General features: G+C 70.5%; 16 protein-coding genes. 5 read left to right on the top strand and 11 right to left on the bottom strand.

The window, feature by feature from the left end; genetic code table 11:
* Both G5C51_RS12155 and G5C51_RS12150 read right to left on the bottom strand, forming a co-directional pair.
* Positions 1 to 1530: spermine/spermidine synthase domain-containing protein (locus tag G5C51_RS12155; protein ID WP_420824800.1), on the bottom strand; the 1530-nt coding region annotated here is incomplete at its 3' end.
* A 96-nt stretch (positions 1531 to 1626) separates the two neighbouring features.
* Entirely contained in the window at positions 1627 to 2145 is a 519-nt protein-coding gene (locus G5C51_RS12150; protein WP_165236339.1) for a DUF2617 family protein, read from the bottom strand.
* Between the two features lie 682 nt (positions 2146 to 2827).
* Here G5C51_RS12150 and G5C51_RS12145 point away from each other — a divergent pair.
* Positions 2828 to 4009 carry a pyridoxal phosphate-dependent aminotransferase gene (locus tag G5C51_RS12145; protein WP_165236337.1) on the top strand — a complete coding sequence of 394 codons (1182 nt, stop codon included), beginning with the start codon at positions 2828 to 2830 and terminating at the stop codon, positions 4007 to 4009.
* Positions 4010 to 4016: 7 nt separating this feature from the next.
* Here the strand turns inward: G5C51_RS12145 and G5C51_RS12140 are convergent, their stop codons facing one another.
* The 3 genes from G5C51_RS12140 to G5C51_RS12130 form a co-directional block, all read right to left on the bottom strand.
* Entirely contained in the window at positions 4017 to 4805 is a 789-nt protein-coding gene (locus G5C51_RS12140; RefSeq protein WP_165236335.1) for an RICIN domain-containing protein, read from the bottom strand.
* A gap of 85 nt (positions 4806 to 4890) precedes the next feature.
* Positions 4891 to 5862, bottom strand: a complete 972-nt coding sequence (locus tag G5C51_RS12135; RefSeq protein ID WP_165236333.1) for an AraC family transcriptional regulator — start codon at positions 5860 to 5862, stop codon at positions 4891 to 4893.
* An 86-nt stretch (positions 5863 to 5948) separates the two neighbouring features.
* Entirely contained in the window at positions 5949 to 6872 is a 924-nt protein-coding gene (locus G5C51_RS12130; RefSeq protein WP_165236331.1) for an NADP-dependent oxidoreductase, read from the bottom strand.
* Between the two features lie 226 nt (positions 6873 to 7098).
* Between G5C51_RS12130 and G5C51_RS12125 the strand changes: the two genes are divergently transcribed.
* Entirely contained in the window at positions 7099 to 9429 is a 2331-nt protein-coding gene (locus G5C51_RS12125) for a GH92 family glycosyl hydrolase (RefSeq protein ID WP_420824799.1), read from the top strand.
* A gap of 67 nt (positions 9430 to 9496) precedes the next feature.
* Here G5C51_RS12125 and G5C51_RS12120 read toward each other — a convergent pair whose 3' ends face one another.
* Together G5C51_RS12120 and clpB are read right to left on the bottom strand one after the other, a co-directional pair.
* Positions 9497 to 10036, bottom strand: a complete 540-nt coding sequence (locus G5C51_RS12120; RefSeq protein ID WP_165236329.1) for a YbjN domain-containing protein — start codon at positions 10034 to 10036, stop codon at positions 9497 to 9499.
* Positions 10037 to 10126: 90 nt separating this feature from the next.
* Complete coding sequence (clpB, locus tag G5C51_RS12115) at positions 10127 to 12733, bottom strand: ATP-dependent chaperone ClpB (protein WP_165236327.1); 2607 nt, start codon at positions 12731 to 12733, stop codon at positions 10127 to 10129.
* A 197-nt stretch (positions 12734 to 12930) separates the two neighbouring features.
* Between clpB and G5C51_RS12110 the strand changes: the two genes are divergently transcribed.
* The 3 genes from G5C51_RS12110 to G5C51_RS12100 all read left to right on the top strand — a co-directional run bounded on the left by G5C51_RS12110 (position 12931) and on the right by G5C51_RS12100 (position 17690).
* Entirely contained in the window at positions 12931 to 13332 is a 402-nt protein-coding gene (locus G5C51_RS12110) for a pyridoxamine 5'-phosphate oxidase family protein (RefSeq protein WP_165236325.1), read from the top strand.
* A 102-nt stretch (positions 13333 to 13434) separates the two neighbouring features.
* A complete protein-coding gene (locus G5C51_RS12105; protein WP_165236323.1) occupies positions 13435 to 14514 on the top strand; it encodes a PDDEXK nuclease domain-containing protein in 1080 nt (359 codons plus the stop codon).
* Between the two features lie 29 nt (positions 14515 to 14543).
* The gene (locus tag G5C51_RS12100) at positions 14544 to 17690 is read left to right on the top strand and encodes an NACHT domain-containing protein (RefSeq protein WP_165236321.1); all 3147 of its coding nucleotides are present in this window, start codon (positions 14544 to 14546) and stop codon (positions 17688 to 17690) included.
* Here the strand turns inward: G5C51_RS12100 and G5C51_RS12095 are convergent, their stop codons facing one another.
* Genes G5C51_RS12095 through dnaK form a run of 4 tightly spaced genes read right to left on the bottom strand, consistent with a single transcriptional unit; the run spans position 17691 to position 22011 of the window.
* Entirely contained in the window at positions 17691 to 18155 is a 465-nt protein-coding gene (locus G5C51_RS12095) for a heat shock protein transcriptional repressor HspR (protein WP_165236319.1), read from the bottom strand.
* 2 nt (positions 18156 to 18157) lie between these two features.
* Complete coding sequence (gene dnaJ / locus G5C51_RS12090) at positions 18158 to 19339, bottom strand: molecular chaperone DnaJ (protein WP_165236317.1); 1182 nt, start codon at positions 19337 to 19339, stop codon at positions 18158 to 18160.
* Positions 19340 to 19366: 27 nt separating this feature from the next.
* Positions 19367 to 20146 carry a nucleotide exchange factor GrpE gene (gene grpE / locus G5C51_RS12085; RefSeq protein WP_165236315.1) on the bottom strand — a complete coding sequence of 260 codons (780 nt, stop codon included), beginning with the start codon at positions 20144 to 20146 and terminating at the stop codon, positions 19367 to 19369.
* Positions 20143 to 22011: a molecular chaperone DnaK gene (gene dnaK, locus G5C51_RS12080; RefSeq protein WP_165236313.1), complete on the bottom strand. Its 1869-nt coding sequence runs from the start codon at positions 22009 to 22011 to the stop codon at positions 20143 to 20145. Before dnaK ends, grpE begins: the two co-directional genes overlap by 4 nt.
* Positions 22012 to 22016 lie beyond the last annotated feature (5 nt).

Here is a 22016-nt window from a genome sequence, read left to right as displayed (position 1 = left end):
GTGCTGGGCCAGGGGGCGGAGCCGGTCCCGCGGGGTGTCCGTGCGCGGGAAGTCGATGGCGCCGCCGCGGCCCGCCAGGACCAGGCCCCACCACTGCTTGTCCGCCCGGTACTGGTAAGGCACCACGTCGAGCCCGGTGGAGCGCACCGACGCCACCACCGTCCAGTAGTCGTGCCGCTCCGCCCGGCCCCGCTCGGCCAGCGCCCCGACCCGGACCCCGAGGCGGCCGCCGGGCGCCAGCGCGCGGGCGGCGAGGCCGTAGAACTCCTGCGAATAGTCCTTCGCGGTCTCCTCGCCGCCGGGGTCGGGGAGGTCGGACAGGACGACGTCGTAGCGGCCGGGCCTGGCCTCGTGCCGCAGCCAGTCGAAGGGCTCGGCGCGCACCGCGCGCACCCGGGGGTCGCCGTGCACGCGGTCGTTGAGTTCCTTCAGCCCGGCGTTCGTACGGGCCAGGCGCAGCACCTCGGCGCTGGGCTCGACCAGCGTCACCGAGCGCACCCCCGGCGCGCGCAGCAGCTCGCGCGCCACGAGCCCGTCGCCGCCGCCGAGCACCAGCACGCGCGCGGCGGGGTGCGCGGTGCCGGCGAGCGCCGGGCCGACCAGGCCCGGCTGGTACGCGTCCGCGGGGCTGGAGCTCGCCCTCAACCTGCCGTCGGCATATAAGGACAGCGGGCCGTCGCGCTCGGTCTTCGCCTCGCCGATCCCGCCGGTGATCACCGTCTCCGAGCCGCCGGCCCTGACCGCGACCCGCACGTCGTCCCCGTATACCGCGGTGCGCGCCGCGCGCTCGAAGGGCGCGGTCAGGATGGTGGCGGCGGCGAGCAGCGCGAGCACCGCCGCATTGCCCGCGAACAGGCCCCAGCGGGCGCGCGGGCTGAGGTCGTAGCGGAACAGCCAGAGCACCAGGGCGCCGCCGACGGCCGCGTTCACCGCGCCGGTCAGCAGCGCCGAGGTCAGCTCGCCCAGCCAGGGCAGCAGCACGAACGGGAAGGCGAGGCCGCCGATCAGCGCCCCCACGTAATCCGCGGCGAAGAGGTCCGCGACCGCGCCGCCCGGGTCCTGCCGCCGGATCCGCTGGATGAGCGTCATCAGCAGCGGCACCTCGGCGCCGATCAGCACCCCGATGGCGAGCGAGAAGCCGACCAGCGCCACCCGCGGCTGCCCGAGCCAGGCGAAGCACGCGTACAACGCCATGGCCGAGAGCCCGCCGACCATGCCGAGCACCGCCTCCACCGCGCCGAAGCCGACCGCGGCGCGGATCCGCAGCCGCTTGGCGGCGAGCGCGCCGAGGCCCATGGCGAAGACCATGATCGACAGCACCAGGGAGGCCTGGGTGACGGAGTCGCCGACCAGATACGAGGCGAGGGCGACCAGCTCCAGCTCGTAAATCAGGCCGCAGGCGGCGCAGATGAAGACGGTGACGAGCACGAGGAAGCGGCCCGTGGCCGGCTGCACGGGCAGCCGCATCACGGGGCTGGGGGGCGCACCGCCACCGGCTGCTTGTACGGCGGGCTCGTGCGGATCGATCACGGTTTGAACGATACGTTTGCGGCGGTGGCGCCCCTTGTCACCCACACGGGTTCGATATGCCGTGCGCATAAGCCAGTTGTGGTGTGCGGCGCGGGCTCAGACCGGCTCCGCAACCTTCACGCCCACCCTCGTTCGGGTGGTGACGAGCCGGCCCTCCTGCGGATACGAGTGCCAGGTGCGCCATCCGACCTGGCCGCCCTGCCGGTGCACCAGCAGCGCGGTGAAGGCGTGCGGGCTGCCGGGGAAGGTGCCGGCCAGGCCGTGCGGGTGCTCGGCGACCAGCTCCAGCAGCTCCTGCGCTCTGGCCTCGAAGGCCCCTGGCGACAGGGTCTCGACCCGGGCGCTGAACTCGTACTCCCACTCGCCGACCTGCTTGGCCACGCCCAGTGGCAGCGGTGTGGAGCTGCCCGGCAGGCAGGCGACGGTCTCTGAGCAGCTGCCCGTCTCGTCCAGCAGGATCACCTGATGCGAGGCGCCGAGCAGGCGCAACTGCATGGCTTTGGCGTCCAGTTCAAGGTCGAGTACGGCCAGCGCGGGCAGCGGCTCCATGCCCAGGCGCCAGGCCAGGTCAGCCGCTCGGGTATCGGTGTAGGACGTCTTGAGGGTGGTGAGCATGGGTCGGCTCCGCAAACACGCAGTGATGGATGGGCCGGCCCTCCCCCAAGCTCTCCGGCGATGCTGCGAGCAAGGGGGTACCCCCTTGCGGGAGGACCTTCGGAACATTTCAGGCCAGCCGGTTCCGACTCACACGGAATCATGAACCGACCGATCCCCACAGCGTTTTTACCCATCTTCACCGGGTTTACATCCCCCAGGGGACTGCACTGTTCACATGTTCAACAAAAGTCGGGCCCGGCGACCAACTACGGTCGCCGGGCCGAAAGCAATTGGGTGTGATCCGGTCAGTTATCAGGAGCCGCCGCCGCCTCCGCCGCAGCCGCCGCCTCCACCGCCGCCACAGGACGAGCCGCCGCCGCACGACGAGCCGCCGTCACCTCCGCCCCCGAACCAGCCGCCGCCCCCGTGGTGACCGGAGGAGCTCCCCCCGGAGCCGCCCGAGCTCACGGCCTTGACTACCAGCGTCACGACGGCCACCACCCCGAGGACCATCAGAACAATCCCGAACCCCATGGCCAATCCCCCTTTCTGCCGGGCCCGTTCGACCCGGTAGAACGGGTCGTGCCCGACCCCGCCGAACCGCAAAACTGATTTGAGGAACACCAGAGCTTCACCCACCCGTATGCCCGACTGTGGCCGGAATCCTCCGCCGGGCCGGATCTCGCGGGGGCATGCGAGCATGTCCCGCATGGGACGACCGCTGCTCAACCGCCGCCTCGAAGGCTTCGGTACCACGATTTTCGCCGAAATGTCCGCCCTGGCGGTCCGCACCGGCGCGATCAACCTCGGCCAGGGCTTCCCCGACACCGACGGCCCCGCCGAGGTCCGCGAGGCCGCGGTGCGCGCGCTGCGCGAGGGCCACGGCAATCAGTACCCGCCCGGCCCCGGCATCCCCGAGCTGCGCCGCGCGGTCGCCGCGCACCAGCGGCGGTTCTACGAGCTCGAGTACGACCCGGACCGCGAGGTGCTGGTCACCGCGGGCGCCACCGAGGCGATCGCGGCATCGCTGCTCGCGCTCGTCGAGCCCGGCGACGAGGTGATCGCGCTGGAGCCGTACTACGACTCGTACGCCGCCTGCATCGCCATGGCCGGCGGCACCCGGGTCCCGGTCACCCTGCGCCCGAACGGCGACGGCTACGTCCTCGACCTCGATGAGCTGCGCGCCGCGGTCACCGGCCGCACCCGCCTGATCCTCCTCAACACCCCGCACAACCCGACCGGCACGGTCCTCACCCGCGCCGAGCTGGCGGCCATCGCCGAACTCGCCGTCGAACGCGACCTGTTGGTGGTCACGGACGAGGTCTACGAGCACCTGGTCTTCGACGGCGAACACCACCCGCTGGCCGGCTTCCCCGGCATGCGCGGCCGCACGGTCTCGATCTCCTCGGCCGGGAAGACCTTCTCCTTCACGGGCTGGAAGGTCGGCTGGGTGACGGCGGCGCCGGAGCTGATCACGGCGGTGCGGACGGCGAAGCAGTTCCTGACCTACGTATCGGCCGGGCCCTTCCAGTACGCGGTGGCCGAGGCGCTGTCGCTCGACGACTCGTACTTCCGGTCGCTGCGCGCCGACCTGCGCGGCAAGCGCGACCTGCTGGCGGCGGGCCTGGAGGAGGCGGGCTTCCGGGTCTACCGCCCCGCGGGCACGTACTTCATCACCACCGACATCCGCCCCCTCGGCGAGGACGACGGCATCGCCTTCTGCCTCGGCCTGCCGGAACGCTGCGGCGTGGTCGCGGTCCCGACCGCCGTCTTCTACGACGACAAGGACGCGGGCCGCTCCATCGTCCGCTTCGCCTTCTGCAAACAGGACGACGTGCTGCGCGAGGCCGCCTCCCGGCTGAAGGGGCTGCGGGCAGGCTGAAACTCGCCTACAGCGCCGCGGTGTTCACGATCCACTCCTGGGGTGGGCCGTCGTGTTGCCAGAGGCTGATCTTGCCGCCGGGGACCTTGGCTTTGCCCTCGAGGTTGAGGGCCGAGTCCGGGTGGGCGTAGCTGGAGAAGTAGCCGCGGGGGCCCTCGCCTGTTTGCTCGACCGTGGTGAAGCGCCAGAGCTGGTTCTTCTTGCGGGCGCAGGTGGCCAGTTCCGCGGCGCCCCAGCCGTCGGGGGTGACCGAGGTGGCGGCGATGCAGTTGCCGGAGTAGCTGTTGCGGAGCTGGTAGAGGCCGGGCTTGACGGTCTTCAGGCGCCAGTTCTGGTCGGGGGCGCCCTGCCGCTTCGCGCACGGGAACTGGTAGACCACGTCGCCCGGATTGCCCTGCGCCCACGTCTCGTCGTTGCGGTCGTAGCCGCCGTCGAGGCAGAGCCAGCTGTAGCCCGACTTGAGCTGGGTGGCGGGCCCGTAGCTGCCGGGCCAGTCGTCGGCGGCGGCGCGGGCGGCCTTGTGGGTGCCGGTGCGCGGGGCGGTGGTCATGAGGGGCGGCTTGGGGGCGCCCTTGTCCTTGGCCTTCGCCTTCTTCGTGGTCTTCTTCGCGCCGGATTTGCCGTCCTTTGTACGGACCTTCTCCGCGGCGGCCGGCTTCTTCGCAGCCCCGTCGTCACCGGCCAGCGGCCCGCTGGTGAACGCCCAGCCGGCCGCGCCGGCCAGCACGGCCACCGCCACGACGGCGGCGACGGGCCCGCGGCGGGAGCGCCGGGGGCGGGCGTGGCCCTGTGACATGGGGATCCCTCGTTTCCGTACCAGCTGGTCTGCCGCCGCGACCCTGAGTGGAGCTCTGGGGTCCGTTCGCGGCGGCGGCAGGATCCTATGCCCGGGGGGTGCCGGTGGCCAGAGGCGGCTCCCCGGTTGCGATGTGCCTCTCACGTCCCCGCCGGTAGCCGCCGGGTGCCACCCCGAATTCGCGCTTGAAGGCCTTGGCGAAGGCGAACTCGGAGCCGTATCCGGCCCGCGCCGCCACCGCCGTCAGCGGGGCGTCGGACTCGCGCAGCAGCTTCGCGGCCGTCGTCATCCGCCAGCGGGTGAGGTACGCCATCGGCGGCTCGCCGACCAGGGCGTTGAAGCGGCGCGCGAACGCCGCCCTGGACAGGCCAGAGCGGGCGGCCAGCGACTCGACCGTCCACGTGGTCTCCGGCGCCGCGTGGATCGCCGTCAGCGCCGGCGCCACGGCGGCGTCCTGCAGCGCGGCCGCCCAGCCGCGGGCGGCGCCGGCCGGCTGGTCGTCGAGCCAGGCGCGCAGGATGTAGAGCAGCAGCGAGTCGATCAGCGCGGGGACGATGCCGTCGGAGCCGATCCGCGGATTGTCCAGTTCGGTGCCGAGAAGCTGGACGGCGGCGCTGAGTTCGGGGTGCCGGCCGTGCCGCGTGGGCAGGTGGACGAACTCGGGCAGCTTGCTGACCAGCGGGTGCGGGCGGTCCTGGTCCAGGTGGTAGTTGCCGCACAGCAGGCTGGTGCGCGGGCCTTCGCCGCCCATCGAGACGGCGCCGATCGGCGAGTCCGCGCTGAACCGCGCGGCACGCGGCTCCTCCGGCGGCGTCCCCGGCTGGTCGGCGAGGATGTGCCCGCGCCCGTCCCGTACGAAGATCACGTCGCCCGCGGTCAGCGGGATCGGCGGCACGTCCTCGAGCGGGACCAGCCAGCAGGAGCCGTACAGCACCACGTGGAAGCCCGCGCCCATGACCGGCGGCAGCCGCAGCGCCCAGGGCGCGCGGCCTTCGGTGCGTACGGACGACGGGCCGGCGGTGCGCATCGAGGCCAGCGCCTCGGTGAGGATGTCCATCGCTCGGTCCCCCTTGTGCCCATGCCTTCCCCGTACGCACGATACGGGCCGCCCGGCGCACCGGGACGGCCCGTGCCGTCGCCCGCTCATACGGTCAGCGCGATCTTCCCCTGCACCTGCCCGGACTCGATCAGCTCGTGCGCCTTCGCGGCCTCGGCCAGCGGGAAGGTCTCCGATACGTGCGGCCGCAGCCGTCCCTCGGCGACCAGGGCGGCGAGGCTCTCGAGGCCCGCGGCGTCCGGCCGCACCTCCACGCCCGCGAAGACCCGGCCGGCCGCCGCGACCTCGGCCGCGACCTCGCGGTCGTAATGCTGCAGGATGCTGATCAGCACGCCCCCGGGCCGCAGCACCGACGCCGAACGGTCCGCCTGCGCCAGGGAGTCGAGGACCACGTCCGCGTCCCGCACCATCTCGGTGAAGTCGGTGGTCCGGTAGTCGATCACCTCGTCCGCGCCGAGCGCGCGGACGAAGTCGTGCCGGGGCGCGCTCGCCAGCGCGGTCACATGCGCGCCGCGCGCCTTCGCGAGCTGTACGGCGAGATGGCCGACGCCGCCCGCGGCGCGGGTGATCAGGACGCGCTGTCCGGCCTTCACGTCCGCGGCGTCCACCAGCCCGTGCCAGGCGGTGAGCCCGGAGAGCGGCAGGGCGGCGGCGTGGACGTGGTCGAGCGCGGCCGGCTTGCGCGCCAGCTCCCGGGAGGAGGCGGCGACGTATTCGGCGTATCCCGTCGCGGCACGCGGGAAGCTGACCAGACCGAAGACCTCGTCGCCGACCGCGAACCGGGCGCCGGGCGCGGCCTCCTCCACGACGCCGGAGATATCCCAGCCGACGCCGTACGGCGGCTCGCCGAGCAGCGGCAGCGTGCCCGAACGGACCGCGGCGTCAACGGGGTTGACCCCGGCGGCGTGCACGCGGACGAGGACGTTTCCGGCGTACAGGTGCGGGCGCTCGGTCTCGGTGACCTCGAGGACGTCGGGGCCGCCGAAGGACTTCTGGATCACGGAACGCATCGGGTACTCCTGTGGGTTGGTTTCCTGCTGTGCCCTCCACGTTAGGGACGCCGGGCGAGCCGATGAATGGCTTTCTGTCTTCAGAACATGTCCGATCGTCTCGCCTCGCGCGCGCTTCGGCTCGAACCGCTTTACGTGCAGGCGGCATTGACAGGTCACAGACACCGGGAGAACCTGTCAGGCGCATGTCCCGACAACGTTGTCTAAGCGGACGTACGGAGACGCCTTGAAACGCCTGATACCCCTGGCCGCCGTCGCGGCCCTGCTCGCGGGAACGGTGGGCGCGGCCCCCGCCGTCGCCGCCGGAGCGGACGACGACGCGCGGCTGACGGACTACGTGAATCCCTTCATCGGCACCCAGAACGAGGGCAACAACTTCCCCGGTGCCGCCGTCCCGTTCGGCATGGTGCAGCTCTCCCCCGACACCGGCCACAACACCGGTTACGACTACGACGAGAAGTCCATCCGCGGCTTCTCCTCCGTGCACCTCGCGGGCGTCGGCTGCGGCCTCGGCGGCGATCTGCCCGTGATGCCGACCACCGGCGACATCACCAAGACGGACAACGCCGACTACGCCGCCCCGTTCAGCCACGCCAACGAGACCGCGTCCCCCGGCTCGTACAAGGTCGCCCTCGACACCGGCATCACCGCCGAGCTGTCGGCCACCGAGCACACCGGCTACCAGCGCTACACCTTCCCGGAGACGGACAAGGCCAACGTCCTGCTCAACTCCGGCCAGTCGCTGCACAAGATCTCGTCCAGCACGGTCGAGGTCCTCGACGACCGCACCATCGCCACCGAGATCGACGGCAGCGGCTTCTGCCAGGACACCAAGGGCTACAAGCTTTACGCGATCACCAAGTTCGACCGGCCCTTCGCCTCGTACGGGACCTGGGCGGGCGACGAGGTCACCGCGGGGAGCAAGGCCTCGGAGGGCGGCGGCAAGCGTGGCGCGTATGCCCGCTTCGATACGTCCAAGGGCGACCGCAGCGTCGGCGCGGTCACCGCGATCTCGTACGTGGACGCGCGCGGCGCGGCCCGTAACCTCACGGCCGAGGGCGGCAGTTCCTTCGACCGTACGAAGGACAAGGCCCAGGCCACCTGGGAAAGCCGCCTGCAGCAGGTCAAGGTCGAGGGCGGCAGCGACGAGCGCCGGCGCACCTTCTACTCCGCGCTCTACCGCGCGCTCCTGCACCCCAACACGGGCACCGACGTGGACGGCCGCTACACCGGCTGGGACCAGAAGATCCACCGGGCCGAGCGCGGCTTCACGTACTACCAGAACTGGTCGCTCTGGGACACGTACCGCACCCAGGCGCAGCTGCTCTCGCTGCTCGCGCCGGACGAGTCCCGGGACATGGCGCTGTCGCTGCTGAAGGTCGACGAGCAGGGCGGCTGGCTGCCCAAGTGGGGTTACGGCACGGTCGAGACGAACATCATGACCGGCGACCCGGTCACCCCCTTCCTCACCAACGCCTACCGGCAGGGGCTGCTGAAGGGCCACGAGGAGAGGGCGTACGCAGCGCTGAAGAAGAACGCGGACGGGGTGCCGCCCGCCGACTCGCAGTACGCGGGCCGGGCGGGGAACGCCGAATACCTCCGCGACGGCTTCGTCCCGCTGGATCCCGAGCACCCGCACAAGCCGGGCGACAACGACTTCCAGCACGGCGCGTCGGCCACGCTCGAATACGCGCTGGCGGACGCCGCGCTGTCGGAGATGGCCCGTAAGCTCGGCCATGAGGCGGACGCGAAGCGCTATGCCGAGCGGTCGCAGAACTATCGCGAACTGGTGGACCCGGAGACGAAGTTCTTCCGGGCGCGGGACGCTTCCGGCGCCTTCACCAGCGATCCGGACCCGGCGAAGGGCGAGGGCTTCCACGAGGGGACGTCCTGGCAGTACACCTGGCTGGTGCCGCAGGACATCCCGGGCCTGATGGATGTCATCGGCGGCCGCGCCGCCACCGAGCAGCGGCTCGACTCCTTCTTCGCGTACGAAGAGCTGCTGAAGGACCCGGAGAAGACGGCCCGCGAGGTGTGGGTGAACGGCGCGTACGACTACTACAACGCCGACAAGTACAACCCGCAGAACGAACCGGACCTGATCGCGCCGTACACGTATCTCTCGACCGGCAGCCCGTACAAGACGACGGACGTGGTGCACGCCGCGCTGACGCTCTTCACCGACGCGCCGAACGGGGTCACCGGGAACGACGACCTCGGCACGATGTCGTCGTGGATGGTGCTGTCGTCGATGGGCGTCTTCCCGGTCTTCCCGGGGACGGACACCTGGGGCCTGTCGACGCCGGTCTTCGACCGCGTGGATCTGACGCTGGACCGCGACTACTACCCGCGCGGGCACCTGCGGATCAGCGCGGAGGGCGCGTCGGACACCGACCGCTACATCCAGTCGGTGGCGGTGGACGGCGCGGCGCAGTCGCACACGTGGCTGTCGACGGATGAGCTGCGGCGGGCCGGCGAGCTGTCCTTCGAGGTCGGCGCCGAGCCGTCGGAGTGGGGGACGGGGGCGGACGACGCGCCGCCGTCGACGCAGCGCTAGAGCGAGAACGGGAACGGGGTCCGGGGCATTGCCGCCCCGGACCCCGTTTACGCTGCTGCGACGCCGCTCAGGCCTCGTCGTCGCCCGGCTTCTCGTCGCCGTCGCCGTCGACCTCGGCCGCGAGGCCCAGCTGCTCGATCAGCCACTTGTCGAACTGGACCGACGCCTGCACCCAGCTCACCGTGGACGACACGAAGTGCTCCAGCGAGACGCCGGTGCCGATCAGCATCTGCGCCTCGCCGATCAGGCGGACGCCGCCGTCGTCGTGGGTGTGGGAGTAGACCTTCGGCCACAGCGTGCGGGCGTTCCACTCGTCGATGACCTCGAGCAGGCGCGGCTTGTCGTCGATGGAGTGCTCGCGGTCGTAGAAGGTGCGGACCGAGAAGATCTGCTGCTCGTCCTCACCGCGGAACATGAAGTACGTGCGGAACTGCTCCCACGGCGCGGCGAGGTCACCCTCGTCGTCGACGACGTGCTTCAGCTCCATCTGGTCCAGGAGCTGCTTGACCAGATCCTGGTCGGGGATGATCGGCCCGGCGGGCGGACCGGACTCCGGTTCTGGCTGGCCCCCGCCGAAATTCGGAATCGAGGACGGGTCGATGCTCACCGTGGATTTCCCTTCATACGCGTAACCGCCATCCTCTCCCATCCCGGACCCCGTGTGGCAACCCCGGAGGTCAGGGCGTGGGGGCGGAGGTCAGGCCGCCGGTCCCACCAGCAGTCCGTCGCCCGCGACGTCCACCCGGACCGTGTCGCCGTCCTTGACCTCGCCGGCGAGGATCTCGCGGGCCAGCTGGTCGCCGATCGCCGTCTGGACGAGGCGGCGGAGGGGGCGGGCGCCGTACGAGATGTCCGCGGATGTCTCGCCCTCGGGCACGCCGAGGCGGGCGAGCCAGGCCAGCGCCTCGTCGCTGACCTGCAGCGTCAGGCGACGCTCTGCGAGGCGGCGCTGGAGGTGGGCGAGCTGGATCCGGGCGATCCGGCCGAGCTGCTCGCCGCCCAGAGGGTGGAAGACGACCACGTCGTCGAGCCGGTTCAGGAACTCGGGGCGGAAGGATGCCCGGACCGTCTCCAGAACCTTCTCCTTCTTCTCGTCCTCCTTCAGCAGCGGGTCGACGAGATAGTTCGAGCCGAGGTTGGAGGTGAGGATCAGGATGGTGTTGCGGAAGTCGACCGTCCGGCCCTGGCCGTCGGTGAGCCGGCCGTCGTCGAGGACCTGGAGCAGGATGTCGAAGACCTCGTGGTGCGCCTTCTCCACCTCATCGAGGAGCACGACGCTGTACGGGCGCCGGCGCACGGCCTCGGTGAGCTGGCCGCCCTCCTCGTACCCGACATAGCCGGGCGGCGCCCCGACCAGGCGCGCGACGCTGTGCTTCTCGCCGTACTCACTCATGTCGATGCGGACCATCGCCCGCTCGTCGTCGAAGAGGAAGTCGGCGAGCGACTTCGCCAGCTCGGTCTTGCCGACGCCGGTCGGGCCGAGGAAGAGGAAGGAGCCGGTGGGGCGGTCGGGGTCGGAGATCCCGGCGCGGGAGCGGCGGACGGCGTCGGACACGGCCCGTACCGCCTCGGCCTGCCCGATCAGCCGCTTGCCGAGCTCGTCCTCCATGCGCAGCAGCTTCTGCGTCTCGCCCTCGAGCAGCCGCCCGGCGGGGATGCCGGTCCAGGAGGCGACGACGTCGGCGATGTCGTCGGAGCCGACCTCGTCCTTGACCATGGTGTCCTTGGCGGCCTCCGCCTCGGCCTCGCTGGCCTCCTCGAGCTCGCGCTCCAGGGTCGGGATCTCGCCGTAGAGCAGCTTGGAGGCGGTGTCGAAGTCGCCGTCGCGCTGGGCGCGCTCGGCGGTGCCGCGCAGCTCGTCGAGCTTCTCCTTGAGCTCGCCGACGCGGTTCAGCCCCTGCTTCTCCTTCTCCCAGCGGGCGGTGAGGCCGCGCAGCTCCTCCTCCTTGTCGGCGAGGTCCTTCTGCAGCCTGGCCAGCCGGTCGCGGGAGGCGGGGTCGGTCTCCCTCTCGAGCGCGAGCTCCTCCATCTTCAGGCGGTCGACGGCGCGCTGCAGCTCGTCGATCTCCATCGGGGAGGAGTCGATCTCCATACGGAGCCGGGAGGCCGCCTCGTCGACCAGGTCGATGGCCTTGTCGGGGAGGAAGCGGGAGGTGATGTACCGGTCGGAGAGGGTGGCGGCGGCCACGAGGGCGGAGTCGGAGATGGCGACCTTGTGGTGCGCCTCGTAGCGCCCCTTGAGCCCGCGCAGGATGGCGATGGAGTCCTCGACGCTCGGCTCCGCCACCAGCACCTGCTGGAAGCGCCGCTCCAGGGCCGGGTCCTTCTCGATCCGCTCGCGGTACTCGTCGAGGGTGGTGGCGCCGACCATGCGCAGCTCGCCGCGGGCGAGCATGGGCTTGAGCATGTTGCCCGCGTCCATGGCGGAGTCGCCGCCGGCGCCGGCGCCCACGACGGTGTGCAGCTCGTCGATGAAGGTGATGACCTGCCCGTCGCTCTCCTTGATCTCGGCGAGGACGGTCTTCAGCCGCTCCTCGAATTCCCCGCGGTACTTCGCGCCGGCGACCATGGCGCCGAGGTCGAGGGCGACGAGGCGCTTGTTCTTGAGGGACTCGGGAACGTCCCCCTTCACGATGCGCTGGGCGAGGCCCTCGACGACGGCAGTCTTGCCGACGCCCGGCTCGCCGATGAGGACGGGGTTGTTCTTGGTACGGCGCGACAGCACCTGCACCACGCGCCGGATCTCGTGGTCCCGTCCGATGACGGGGTCGAGCTTGCCTTCGCGGGCGGCGGTGGTGAAGTCGGTCCCGAACTTCTCCAGGGCCTTATAGGTCCCCTCGGGATCCTTGCTGGTGACGCGCTTGCCGCCGCGCTGGTCCTCGAAGGTGGTGAGCAGCTTCTTCGCGGAGGCGCCCTGCTTGTCGAGCAGGTCGCCGGTGGCCCCGCCCTTGGCGGCGATCCCGATCAGCAGATGCTCGGTGGACACGTACTGGTCCCCGAGCTCCTTCGCCCGCTGCGCGGCGTCGGAGATGACGGCGAGCAGCTCGCGGCTGGCCTGCGGCGGCGAGACGGTCGACCCCTGCACGCGCGGGATGCCGGCGAGAGCGGCTTCCGCCCCCGACCGCAGCGCGGACTGATCGGCACCGACGGCGGCGAGCAGATCCTGCAGATTCTCGTTGTCCTGCCCCTCGAGCAGGGCGAGCAGGAGGTGCGCGGGCGTGATGTCCGGGTGCCCGCCCTCGACGGCCCGGCTATTGGCTCCGCTGATCGCTTCCTGGCTCTTGTTGGTCAGCTCCGCATCCACTGCTGTGTGCTCCTCCTGCTGTTCTGCTGCCTGCCCAGGCCAACCTGAATTAAGTTGAGTCTATTCCACTCAACCTTGCGCGAGCCAGTCACGAGCCCGGTCCCGCCACCGGCGACGCTGTGGCACGCCTCACACCCCTCCAGGTTCCGCCCCCGCGCCCGCGGCCGCACCCCGCGCGCGGCGTACGCTTTCCGCCCGTGACGATCGCCCTGCACGCCCCCGCCCCGGACTTCCTGGCCTTCTGGCAGGAGTACCACCTTCCGACCCTCACCACGCCACGCCCCGACGGCACACCGCACGTAGTCCCGGTCGGCGCGACGTACGACCCGGAGGGGCGCCTGGCCCGAGTGATCGCGAACAAGGCAAGCCGCAAGGTCGCCAACGTCCTCGCCGCCCCGGCCGGCGCCCCGGTCGCCCTCTGCCAGGTAGCGGGCCGCCGCTGGGCCACCCTGGAGGGCATCGCCCACGTACGCACCGACACGGCGTCCATCGAGGAAGCCATACGCCGCTACACGGAACGCTACGGCCGCACCCCATCCCCGAACCCGGACCGGGTCTGCATCGAGATCGAGCTGAGGCGGGCGATGGGGCGGGTCTGAACGGCCGCCACCCGTCAACAGTGCGTTCGAAAGTCGCCTGATCAGGTGCTATAGCCACCAATGCACCTATGTACTGCGGTGAGTTGAGCGATTCTCGCCGTCATGAACGAGAACGTCAGCAACAAGCCCACCGTACCCGCGCAGCAGGGCACCACCCTGCCGGCCTGGTACGGCGACCTCCTCGGCGACGTGAAGAACACCGTCTCCCGCGCCCGCCTGCGCGCCCAGCGGGCGGTCAACACCGAACTGGTGCAGATGTACTGGGAGATCGGACACCTGATCCTCAAGCGGCAGGCCGAGGAGGGCTGGGGGGCGAAGGTAGTCGACAGGCTCTCAACGGACCTGAAGACGGCCTTCCCGAACCAGCGCGGCTTCTCTCGCCGCAACCTGATGTACATGCAGCAGATGGCCCGCACCTGGCCGGAGCCAATTGTGCAACAGCCCGTTGCACAATTGCCCTGGGGCCACATCACCGTCCTCGTCAGCCGCGTGAAGACCCCTGCCGCCATGCACTTCTACGCCACCGAGGCCGCCCGGCACGGCTGGTCCCGCGGTTGGCTGGAGCACTGCATCGCCCAGGAGCTGCACCGCACCCAGGGCGCCGCGGACAACAACTTCCCGGCCGCCCTCCCCGACGACTCCGGCCTCAGCAAGGACCTGATCAAGGACCCGTACCGACTGGACTTCCTCTCCCTGGACAAGAACTTCGGGGAGCGCGAGCTCGAGGACGCCATCGTCGCGAACATCGTCCGCTTCCTCACCGAGCTGGGCGTCGGCTTCGCCTTCGTCGGCAGGCAGTACCCCGTTCTGATCGGCGGCGATGAGTTCCGCATCGACCTGCTCTTCTATCACCTCAAGCTGCACCGCTACGTCGTCATCGAGCTCAAGACCAAGGAGGCCAGGCCCGAGCACGTCGGCAAGCTCGGCTTCTACGTCGAGGTGGTCGACCGCCTCGTCCGCGACCCGGACCGGGACGACAGCACCATCGGCATCCTCGTCGGATCGAAACGCAACCGGGCGGCCGTGCAGATGGCCCTCGATGCCAACAACCGGCCCCTGGCCGTCTCCACGTACACGACGCTGCCGCCGAGCGCCAAGGCGCTGCTCCCTTCCGAGGAAGACTTGTCACGCGTGGTGCAGGACGTGCTCGACGCAGAGGCAGGAGACGAGTCTCCGGCCTAGGCTGGACGGCAGCATGACAAGGGGGGCGGATGGAGCCGAGCACGGTCGGACTAAAGGTCGCGTCCGGCGTTATTGGACCGTTGGTGGCGCGGCTGTTCGTGAAGGACGGACCAGGTGCCGAGGTCGCTGTCCCCGGCCAGCCGGTGCGGCTGTCCGGGCTGGTGTCCTTCAAAGGCGAGAAGCGTGCGCTCGGCGACCGTGAGCTGCGCAAGCTTGCGCAGAAGCTGGTCGAGCAGGCGTTACGGAGCGGGGAGCGGCCCGTACCGCCGGACGAGGAGACCGCCGTCGCCGACGCGCTCGCCGCGTCATTGCGTGGCCTCGGCGACCTCACCCTCACCGACGTCGAGGCGGTCGAGCTCGGCCCCGAGAAGCTCGCGCACCAGCTGCGCGCCACCGGCGGACACCCCGAGCGGCACCTGTCCGCAGACGCCGCCCACCTCCACGACCGCCTGCTCGATCTCGCCTGCCTGCACATCCTGCACTTCTTCACCCAGCGCTCCACCTTCGTCGCGACCACGCTCGTCGCCCAGACCCGCCGACAGGCGGAGCTGATCGCGAAGACGGATGAGCTCATAGCCCGTACGCCACGGCCGGACGCGCAGGATGCCGCCTTCGAACGGGACTATCTCGGATATGTGACACGGCGGCACGGCAAGCTCACGATTTACGGCGTCGACCTGGCCCACTCACCGGCGAAGTGGCCGCTCGACGCGGCGTATATGCGGCTGGAGGCGACGGCGCCCGCGCCGGCCGCACAGCGGTCCGCCCAGGATGAATCCTTCCCGGAGCAGTTCGAGCCGAGCGGCCCGGTCATCGTTCCCGCCGACCAAGTGCTGGCCCAGCACGATCGGGTGCTGCTGCGTGGCGCCGCCGGCTCCGGAAAGACCACCCTCGTGCAGTGGCTCGCCGTCTCCACGGCCCGTGCCCCGGGCGAGCACATGGCGTACCTGCGCGGCCTCGTGCCCTTCGTGCTGCCACTGCGGACCCTGACCCGGAAGGACGAACGGCTGCCCGCGCCCACGGACTTCCTCGCGAAGACCGACTGCCCGCTGGCGGGCTCGCAGCCACGCAGCTGGGAGTACCGGGTGCTGACCGCCGGCCGCGGACTCCTGTTGGTGGACGGCATCGACGAAGTACCCAAGGGTGAGCGGCCCCGCGTCCAGCGCTGGTTGACGGACCTCATCGACGCCTATCCCGGCAATCGCTGGCTGGTCACCTCCCGGCCGTCCGCGGTCGACGAGGACTGGCTGGCCGCGGAAGGCTTCACAGAACTCACCCTCGCGCCCATGGGCGCCACGGCGGTCGCCGACTTCATTCACCGCTGGCACACCGCCGTACGCACTGGCGGCGACGAGGATGCCCGGCTGCCGGTGTACGAGAACCAGCTTCGCGCCGCCGTACGCGCCAAGCCCGATCTCGGCCGGCTGGCCACCAACCCGCTGATGTGCGGCCTGATGTGCGCGCTGAACCGCGACCGCCGCGGCTACCTCCCTCGCGGCCGCAAGGAGCTGTATGAGGCAGCCCTGTCGATGCTGCTCGCCCGCCGCGACCGTGAGCGCGACATGACGGGCCCCGACCCGCGGGAGGAGCCGCAGCTGCAGGTGCTGCAACGGCTGGCGTACTGGCTGATCCGCAACGGCCGCACCGAGATGACCCGCGACCGGGCGCTGCTCATCATTCATGGCGCCCTGCCGTCCGTCCCCGAACTGGCCGCGCTGGGCGAGGATTCCGCCGTCCTCGAGCACTTCCGGGACCGCAGCGGCCTGCTGCGCGAGCCGGGCCCTGACGCCGTGGACTTCGTGCATCGCACGTTCCAGGACTACCTCGGCGCCCGCGCGGCCGTGCAGGAGGGCGACATCGGCCTGCTGGCCACCCACGCCTCGGACGACCAGTGGGAAGACGTCATCCGCATGGCGGTGGCCCAGGCCCGGCCCCGAGAACGGGATCAGATTCTCCGGGAACTGCTGAGAGAGGCCGACTGGCACGCTGAAAGGCCCGGGGAAACGGCGGCCGTGCTCGCCATGCGGGTCCGTCTGCTGGCCATGGCCTGCCTGGAGCACTCCGCGGAACTGGATCCCATGGTCCGGGAGGCCGTGGAGCAGCAGGTGGAACGGCTCATCCCGCCCTCCACTCTGGAGGAGGCACGGTCACTCGCCGCGGCCGGCCCCATCGTTCTCGATCTGCTCCCGGCCCCCGAGGAGGCCGAGGCCGGCACGGCTCATCCGGTCATCGTCGCGGCGTCGCACGTCGAGTCGGACCGAGCCATCGGTTTCCTCTCCCAGTACGCCAAACACCCCTCGCTGAACGTACGGCGTCAGCTCGTGTGGGCGTGGCACCGCTTCGACAGCGAGGACTACGCGGCGGAGGTCATCTCCCGACTCGACCCCCTCCAGCTGTACTTCACCGTCACCTCCGATGCCGAACTGCGTGTGCTGAAGGCGCTGGGCACCCGCTCCATGCTCGAAACCCGGGGAACCATCGACCTGACGGAGCTGCAGAGCTACGTGGCGACAGCCCGGCTCACGAATCTCGTCATGCAGGATCACCAGCATCTCGAGGATCCGGCGTTCCTAGCTGATGAGTCCACGCTGACGTACGTCCGGTTTTCCAACTGCCCCCGCCTCCGCGACCTCACCGGTATCGCCGAACTGCCGCTAACCGGGCTGGTGCTGGACGAGGTCCCGCGGCTGGCAGATCTGCCCGGGCTACTGGCCACCCTGGGGCAACTGCGGCTTCTCTCACTGTCCCCCTCGCGGGACGTCCCACTGGAGCTGGGGCAACTGCCGCCCATGCCAGAGCTGGTGAGTCTCAACCTGATGACGGCCACCGTGGCGGATCTGCGGGCGTTGCGCAGATTCCTGGGCCTGTCGTCGCTCTTCCTGGGCTGGCGAAGCAGCCCGGGCGACCGCGCGGACTGGGCGGTGCTCGGCGAGCTGCCGGAGCTGCGGAAGCTCCGGCTGACGCCGAACGCCCTGATCGATGCGCCCGAAGGGGTGGCGCTGCCGAACGTGAACGATCTCACCATCGTCGACCGCGATCAGCTCGGCACCCAGGGTCTGTCCCGGCTGGCCGGGCTCTTCCCGGGCATGACCCGCCTCACGCTCGACGCGCCTTCGTACAGCAGCGACTTCCGCAGGGACTCGCTTCCCAGCGGAATCGAGGTAGTCGTCCGCTGACTACTGCCCCCGCCCCCGCTTCGGCTTCCACACCACCAGCGCGCTCGTCTGCTGCACCTGCTGATAAGGCACCAAGTCCCGCCGGTACGACGCGTGCACCGCTGCCTCTCGCTGCTGCATCGCCGCTGCCGCGCCGTCCACGGCGTCCTGCAGCTCGGCGCACCGCGCCTGCAGCGCCGCGACCTGGTTCTCCAGCTCGATGATGCGCTTGATGCCCGCCAGGTTGATGCCCTCGTCCTGCGAGAGCTGCTGGACCGTGCGGAGCAGGTCGATGTCGCGGGCGGAGTAGCGGCGGCCCCGCCCCGCCGTGCGGTCGGGGGAGACCAGGCCGAGGCGGTCGTACTGGCGGAGGGTCTGCGGGTGCAGGCCGGAGAGCTGGGCTGCTACCGAGATGACGTAGACCGGGGTCTCTTCGGTCAGCTCGTAGGGGTTGCGGCCTCCGCGACCGCCTCGACCGCCGTTCATCCTCATGCTCCCTTCGCGGCCTTGAACAGCTCCGCCCGGGGGTCCTCACCCTCCGTGGCGTCGCGATACGCCTCGAGCGACTCGGTCGCCGTCTCGTCCAGATCCTTCGGGACGGCGACTTCCACCGTCACGAGAAGGTCTCCCCGCGTGCCGTCCTTGCGAACCGCGCCCTTGCCGCGGGCGCGCATGGTGCGGCCGTTGGGGGTGCCCGGGGGCAGCTTCAGCTTTACGGGAGGGCCACCCAGGGTCGGTACCGAGACCTCGCCGCCGAGGGCCGCTTCCGGGAAGGTCACCGGGACCGTCACCGTGAGGTTGTCGCCCTTGCGGCCGAAGACCGGATGGGCGTCGACGTGCACGACCACGTACAAGTCGCCTGCCGGGCCGCCCCGTTCACCGGGGCTGCCCTTGCCGCGCAGCCGGATCCGCTGGCCGTCGGAGACGCCCGCCGGGATCCGGACCTGCATGGTGCGGGACGACTTCGCGCGGCCGCTGCCCTTGCAGATCTCGCACGGGTTCTCCGCGATCAGGCCGCGGCCCTTGCAGTCCACGCAGGGGTCGGTCAGCGAGAAGCCGCCGCCTCCGCCCCGCGACACCTGGCCGGTACCGACGCACGTCGGGCACACCCGCGGCGTGCCGTTCTTGTCGCCCGTACCCGAACAGGCCTTGCAGGGGGCGGAAGATGACATGCGCAACGGGACCGTCGCGCCGTCCACCGCCTCCGTGAAGCTCAGCGTCACCTCGGACTCGATGTCCTGGCCGCGCCGCGGCTGGGTGCGGGTGCCCGTGCCGGTGCGGTTGAACAGGCCGCCGAAGACGTCGCCGAGCCCGCCGCCGAAGCCGCCGCCGGAGCCGGTGCCGCCGCCCGGCGGGGTGCCGCCGAAGAGGTCGCCGAGGTCGAAGTTGAAGTTGCCGCCGGGGCCGCCGGGGCCGGTGCGCAGGCCGCCGTTGCCGAACAGCGTGCGAGCCTCGTCGTACTCCTTGCGGCGCTTGGGGTCGCCGAGCACGTCATTGGCCTCGGAGACCTCTTTGAAGCGCTCCTCGGCCTTGGCGTCGCCCTTGTTGGCGTCCGGGTGGAACTCGCGGGCGAGCTTGCGGTACGCCTTCTTGATCTCGGCCTCGGTGGCGTCCTTCGGGACGCCGAGGACCTTGTAATAGTCCTTCTCGATGAAGTCCTTGGTGCTCATCCCCGGCGTCCCTCCTCCCGAGCCGCGTCAGCCCTCGTCCGGGCCACCGTTCTCCTTGTCCGCTTCGTCGCCGCCGGTGCCGCCGTCGGCCTGCTTGGCCTCCGACGCCCCCGATGCTCCCGAACCCGATGCCCCCGCCGCCTCGTCGTTCGCGGCGCCGGCCGCTCCGGGCTGCGGTTCGGCGACCGCGACCCGCGCGGGGCGGATCGTACGCTCGCCGATCCGGTACCCGGGCTGCAGAATCTGCACGCACGTGGTCTCGGTGACATCCGGCGAATACGAGTGCATCAGCGCCTCGTGGATCAGCGGGTCGAAGGGCTCGCCCTCCTTGCCGAACTGCATCAGACCCATCTTGGCGACGACCGTCTCCAGCGACTCGGCCACCGACTTGAAGCCGCCGACCAGCTCGCCGTGATCGCGCGCGCGGCCGACGTCGTCGAGCACCGGCAGCAGCTCGGTCAGCAGGTTCGCGATCGCGACCTCCTTGACCGCGATCCGGTCCCGGTCCACCCGGCGGCGGTAGTTCTGGTACTCCGCCTGCAGGCGCTGCAGGTCCTTGGTGCGCTCGTCGAGGGCCGTACGGACCTGGTCGAGCTGCGCGGTGAGCGCGACGTCCACGGGGGTGCTTTCTCCTTGCTCCCCCTGCTCGTCCTGCTCCTGTGCTGCGTCCCCGTCCGGGCCGGCCGGGGCCGCCCCCTCAGGGGCGGACCCGGCGGTTGCCTGCTCCGGAGAGCCGGCCTGGTCCGGCGTGCCGTTGTCGGCGGGGACGTCGGGCTGCTCCTCGCGGCCCGGAGTCTCCTCCGTCACGCGGCACCGTCCTTCTTCTGGTTCTCGTCGTCGACGATCTCGGCGTCCACCACGTCGTCGTCGGCGCCGGCCTGAGCACCGTCACCGGCGTCCGCGGTGGCATCCTCGGGGCCGCCCGCCGCCTGCGCGCCCTGGGCGTCGGCGTAGAGCGCCTGGCCCAGCTTCTGGCTGGTGGAGGCGACCTTCTCGGTGGCCTCGCGGATGGCCGAGATGTCCTCGCCCTTCAGCTTCTCCTTGAGGTCGGAGATGGCCTCCTCGACCTCGGTCTTCACGTCACCGGGGACCTTCTCCTCGTTGTCCTTGAGGAACTTCTCGGTGGTGTAGACGAGCTGCTCGGCCTGGTTACGGGTCTCGGCGGCCTCGCGGCGCTGGTGGTCCTCCTCCGCGTACTGCTCGGCCTCGCGCATCATGCGGTCGATGTCGTCCTTCGGCAGCGCGGAGCCGCCGGTGACGGTCATCTTCTGCTCCTTGCCGGTGCCGAGGTCCTTCGCGGCCACGTGCATGATGCCGTTGGCGTCGATGTCGAAGGTGACCTCGATCTGCGGCACATTGCGCGGCGCCGGCGGCAGGCCGGTGAGCTCGAACATGCCGAGCTTCTTGTTGTACGCCGCGATCTCGCGCTCGCCCTGGAAGACCTGGATCTGCACGGAGGGCTGGTTGTCCTCGGCAGTCGTGAAGGTCTCGGACCGCTTGGTCGGGATCGTGGTGTTGCGCTCGATCAGCTTGGTCATGATGCCGCCCTTGGTCTCAATGCCAAGCGACAGCGGGGTGACGTCCAGCAGCAGGACGTCCTTGACCTCGCCCTTGAGCACGCCGCCCTGGAGGGCCGCGCCGATGGCGACGACCTCGTCCGGGTTGACGCCCTTGTTGGCGTCCTTGCCGCCGGTCAGCTCCTTGACGACCTCGGCGACGGCCGGCATACGGGTCGAGCCGCCCACGAGCACCACGTGGTCGATCTCGGACAGCTGGATGCCGGCGTCCTTGATGACGTTGTGGAACGGGGTCTTGCAGCGCTCGAGCAGGTCAGCGGTGAGCTGCTGGAACTGCGAGCGGGTGAGCTTCTCGTCGAGGTGCAGGGGGCCCTCGGCGGAGGCGGTGATGTACGGCAGGTTGATCGTGGTCTCGGTGGAGCTGGAGAGCTCGATCTTCGCCTTCTCGGCGGCCTCGCGGAGCCGCTGCAGCGCCATCTTGTCCTTGGACAGGTCGACGCCGTGGCCGTTCTGGAACTGCTTGACCAGGTAGTCGACGACGCGCTGGTCCCAGTCGTCACCACCGAGGTGGTTGTCACCGTTGGTGGCCTTGACCTCCACCACGCCGTCGCCGATCTCGAGCAGCGAGACGTCGAAGGTGCCGCCGCCGAGGTCGAAGACCAGAATGGTCTGGTCGTCCTTCTCCAGCCCGTAGGCGAGGGCGGCGGCAGTCGGCTCGTTGACAATACGCAGGACGTTCAGACCCGCGATCTCACCGGCTTCCTTGGTGGCCTGGCGCTCCGAGTCGTTGAAGTACGCCGGGACGGTGACGACCGCGTCGGTCACCTTCTCGCCCAGGTACGACTCGGCGTCGCGCTTCAGCTTCTGCAGGATGAAGGCGGAGATCTGCTGCGGCGTGAAGTCCTTGCCGTCGATCGCCTGCTTCCAGTCCGTGCCCATGTGACGCTTCACGGAACGGATGGTCCGGTCCACGTTGGTAACCGCCTGGCGCTTGGCCACCTCGCCGACGAGCACCTCGCCGTTCTTGGCGAAGGCGACGACGGACGGCGTGGTCCTGGCGCCCTCGGCGTTGGTGATGACGGTGGGCTCACCGCCTTCGAGAACACTGACGACCGAGTTCGTCGTGCCCAGGTCGATGCCGACCGCACGTGCCATGTCGC

The sequence above is a fragment of the Streptomyces coryli genome, from assembly GCF_011044975.1.
GTDB classification, from domain to species: Bacteria; Actinomycetota; Actinomycetes; order Streptomycetales; family Streptomycetaceae; genus Streptomyces; species Streptomyces coryli.
Note: the sequence above shows the minus strand (reverse complement) of the source record. Positions and strands in the feature narration are given on the sequence as shown.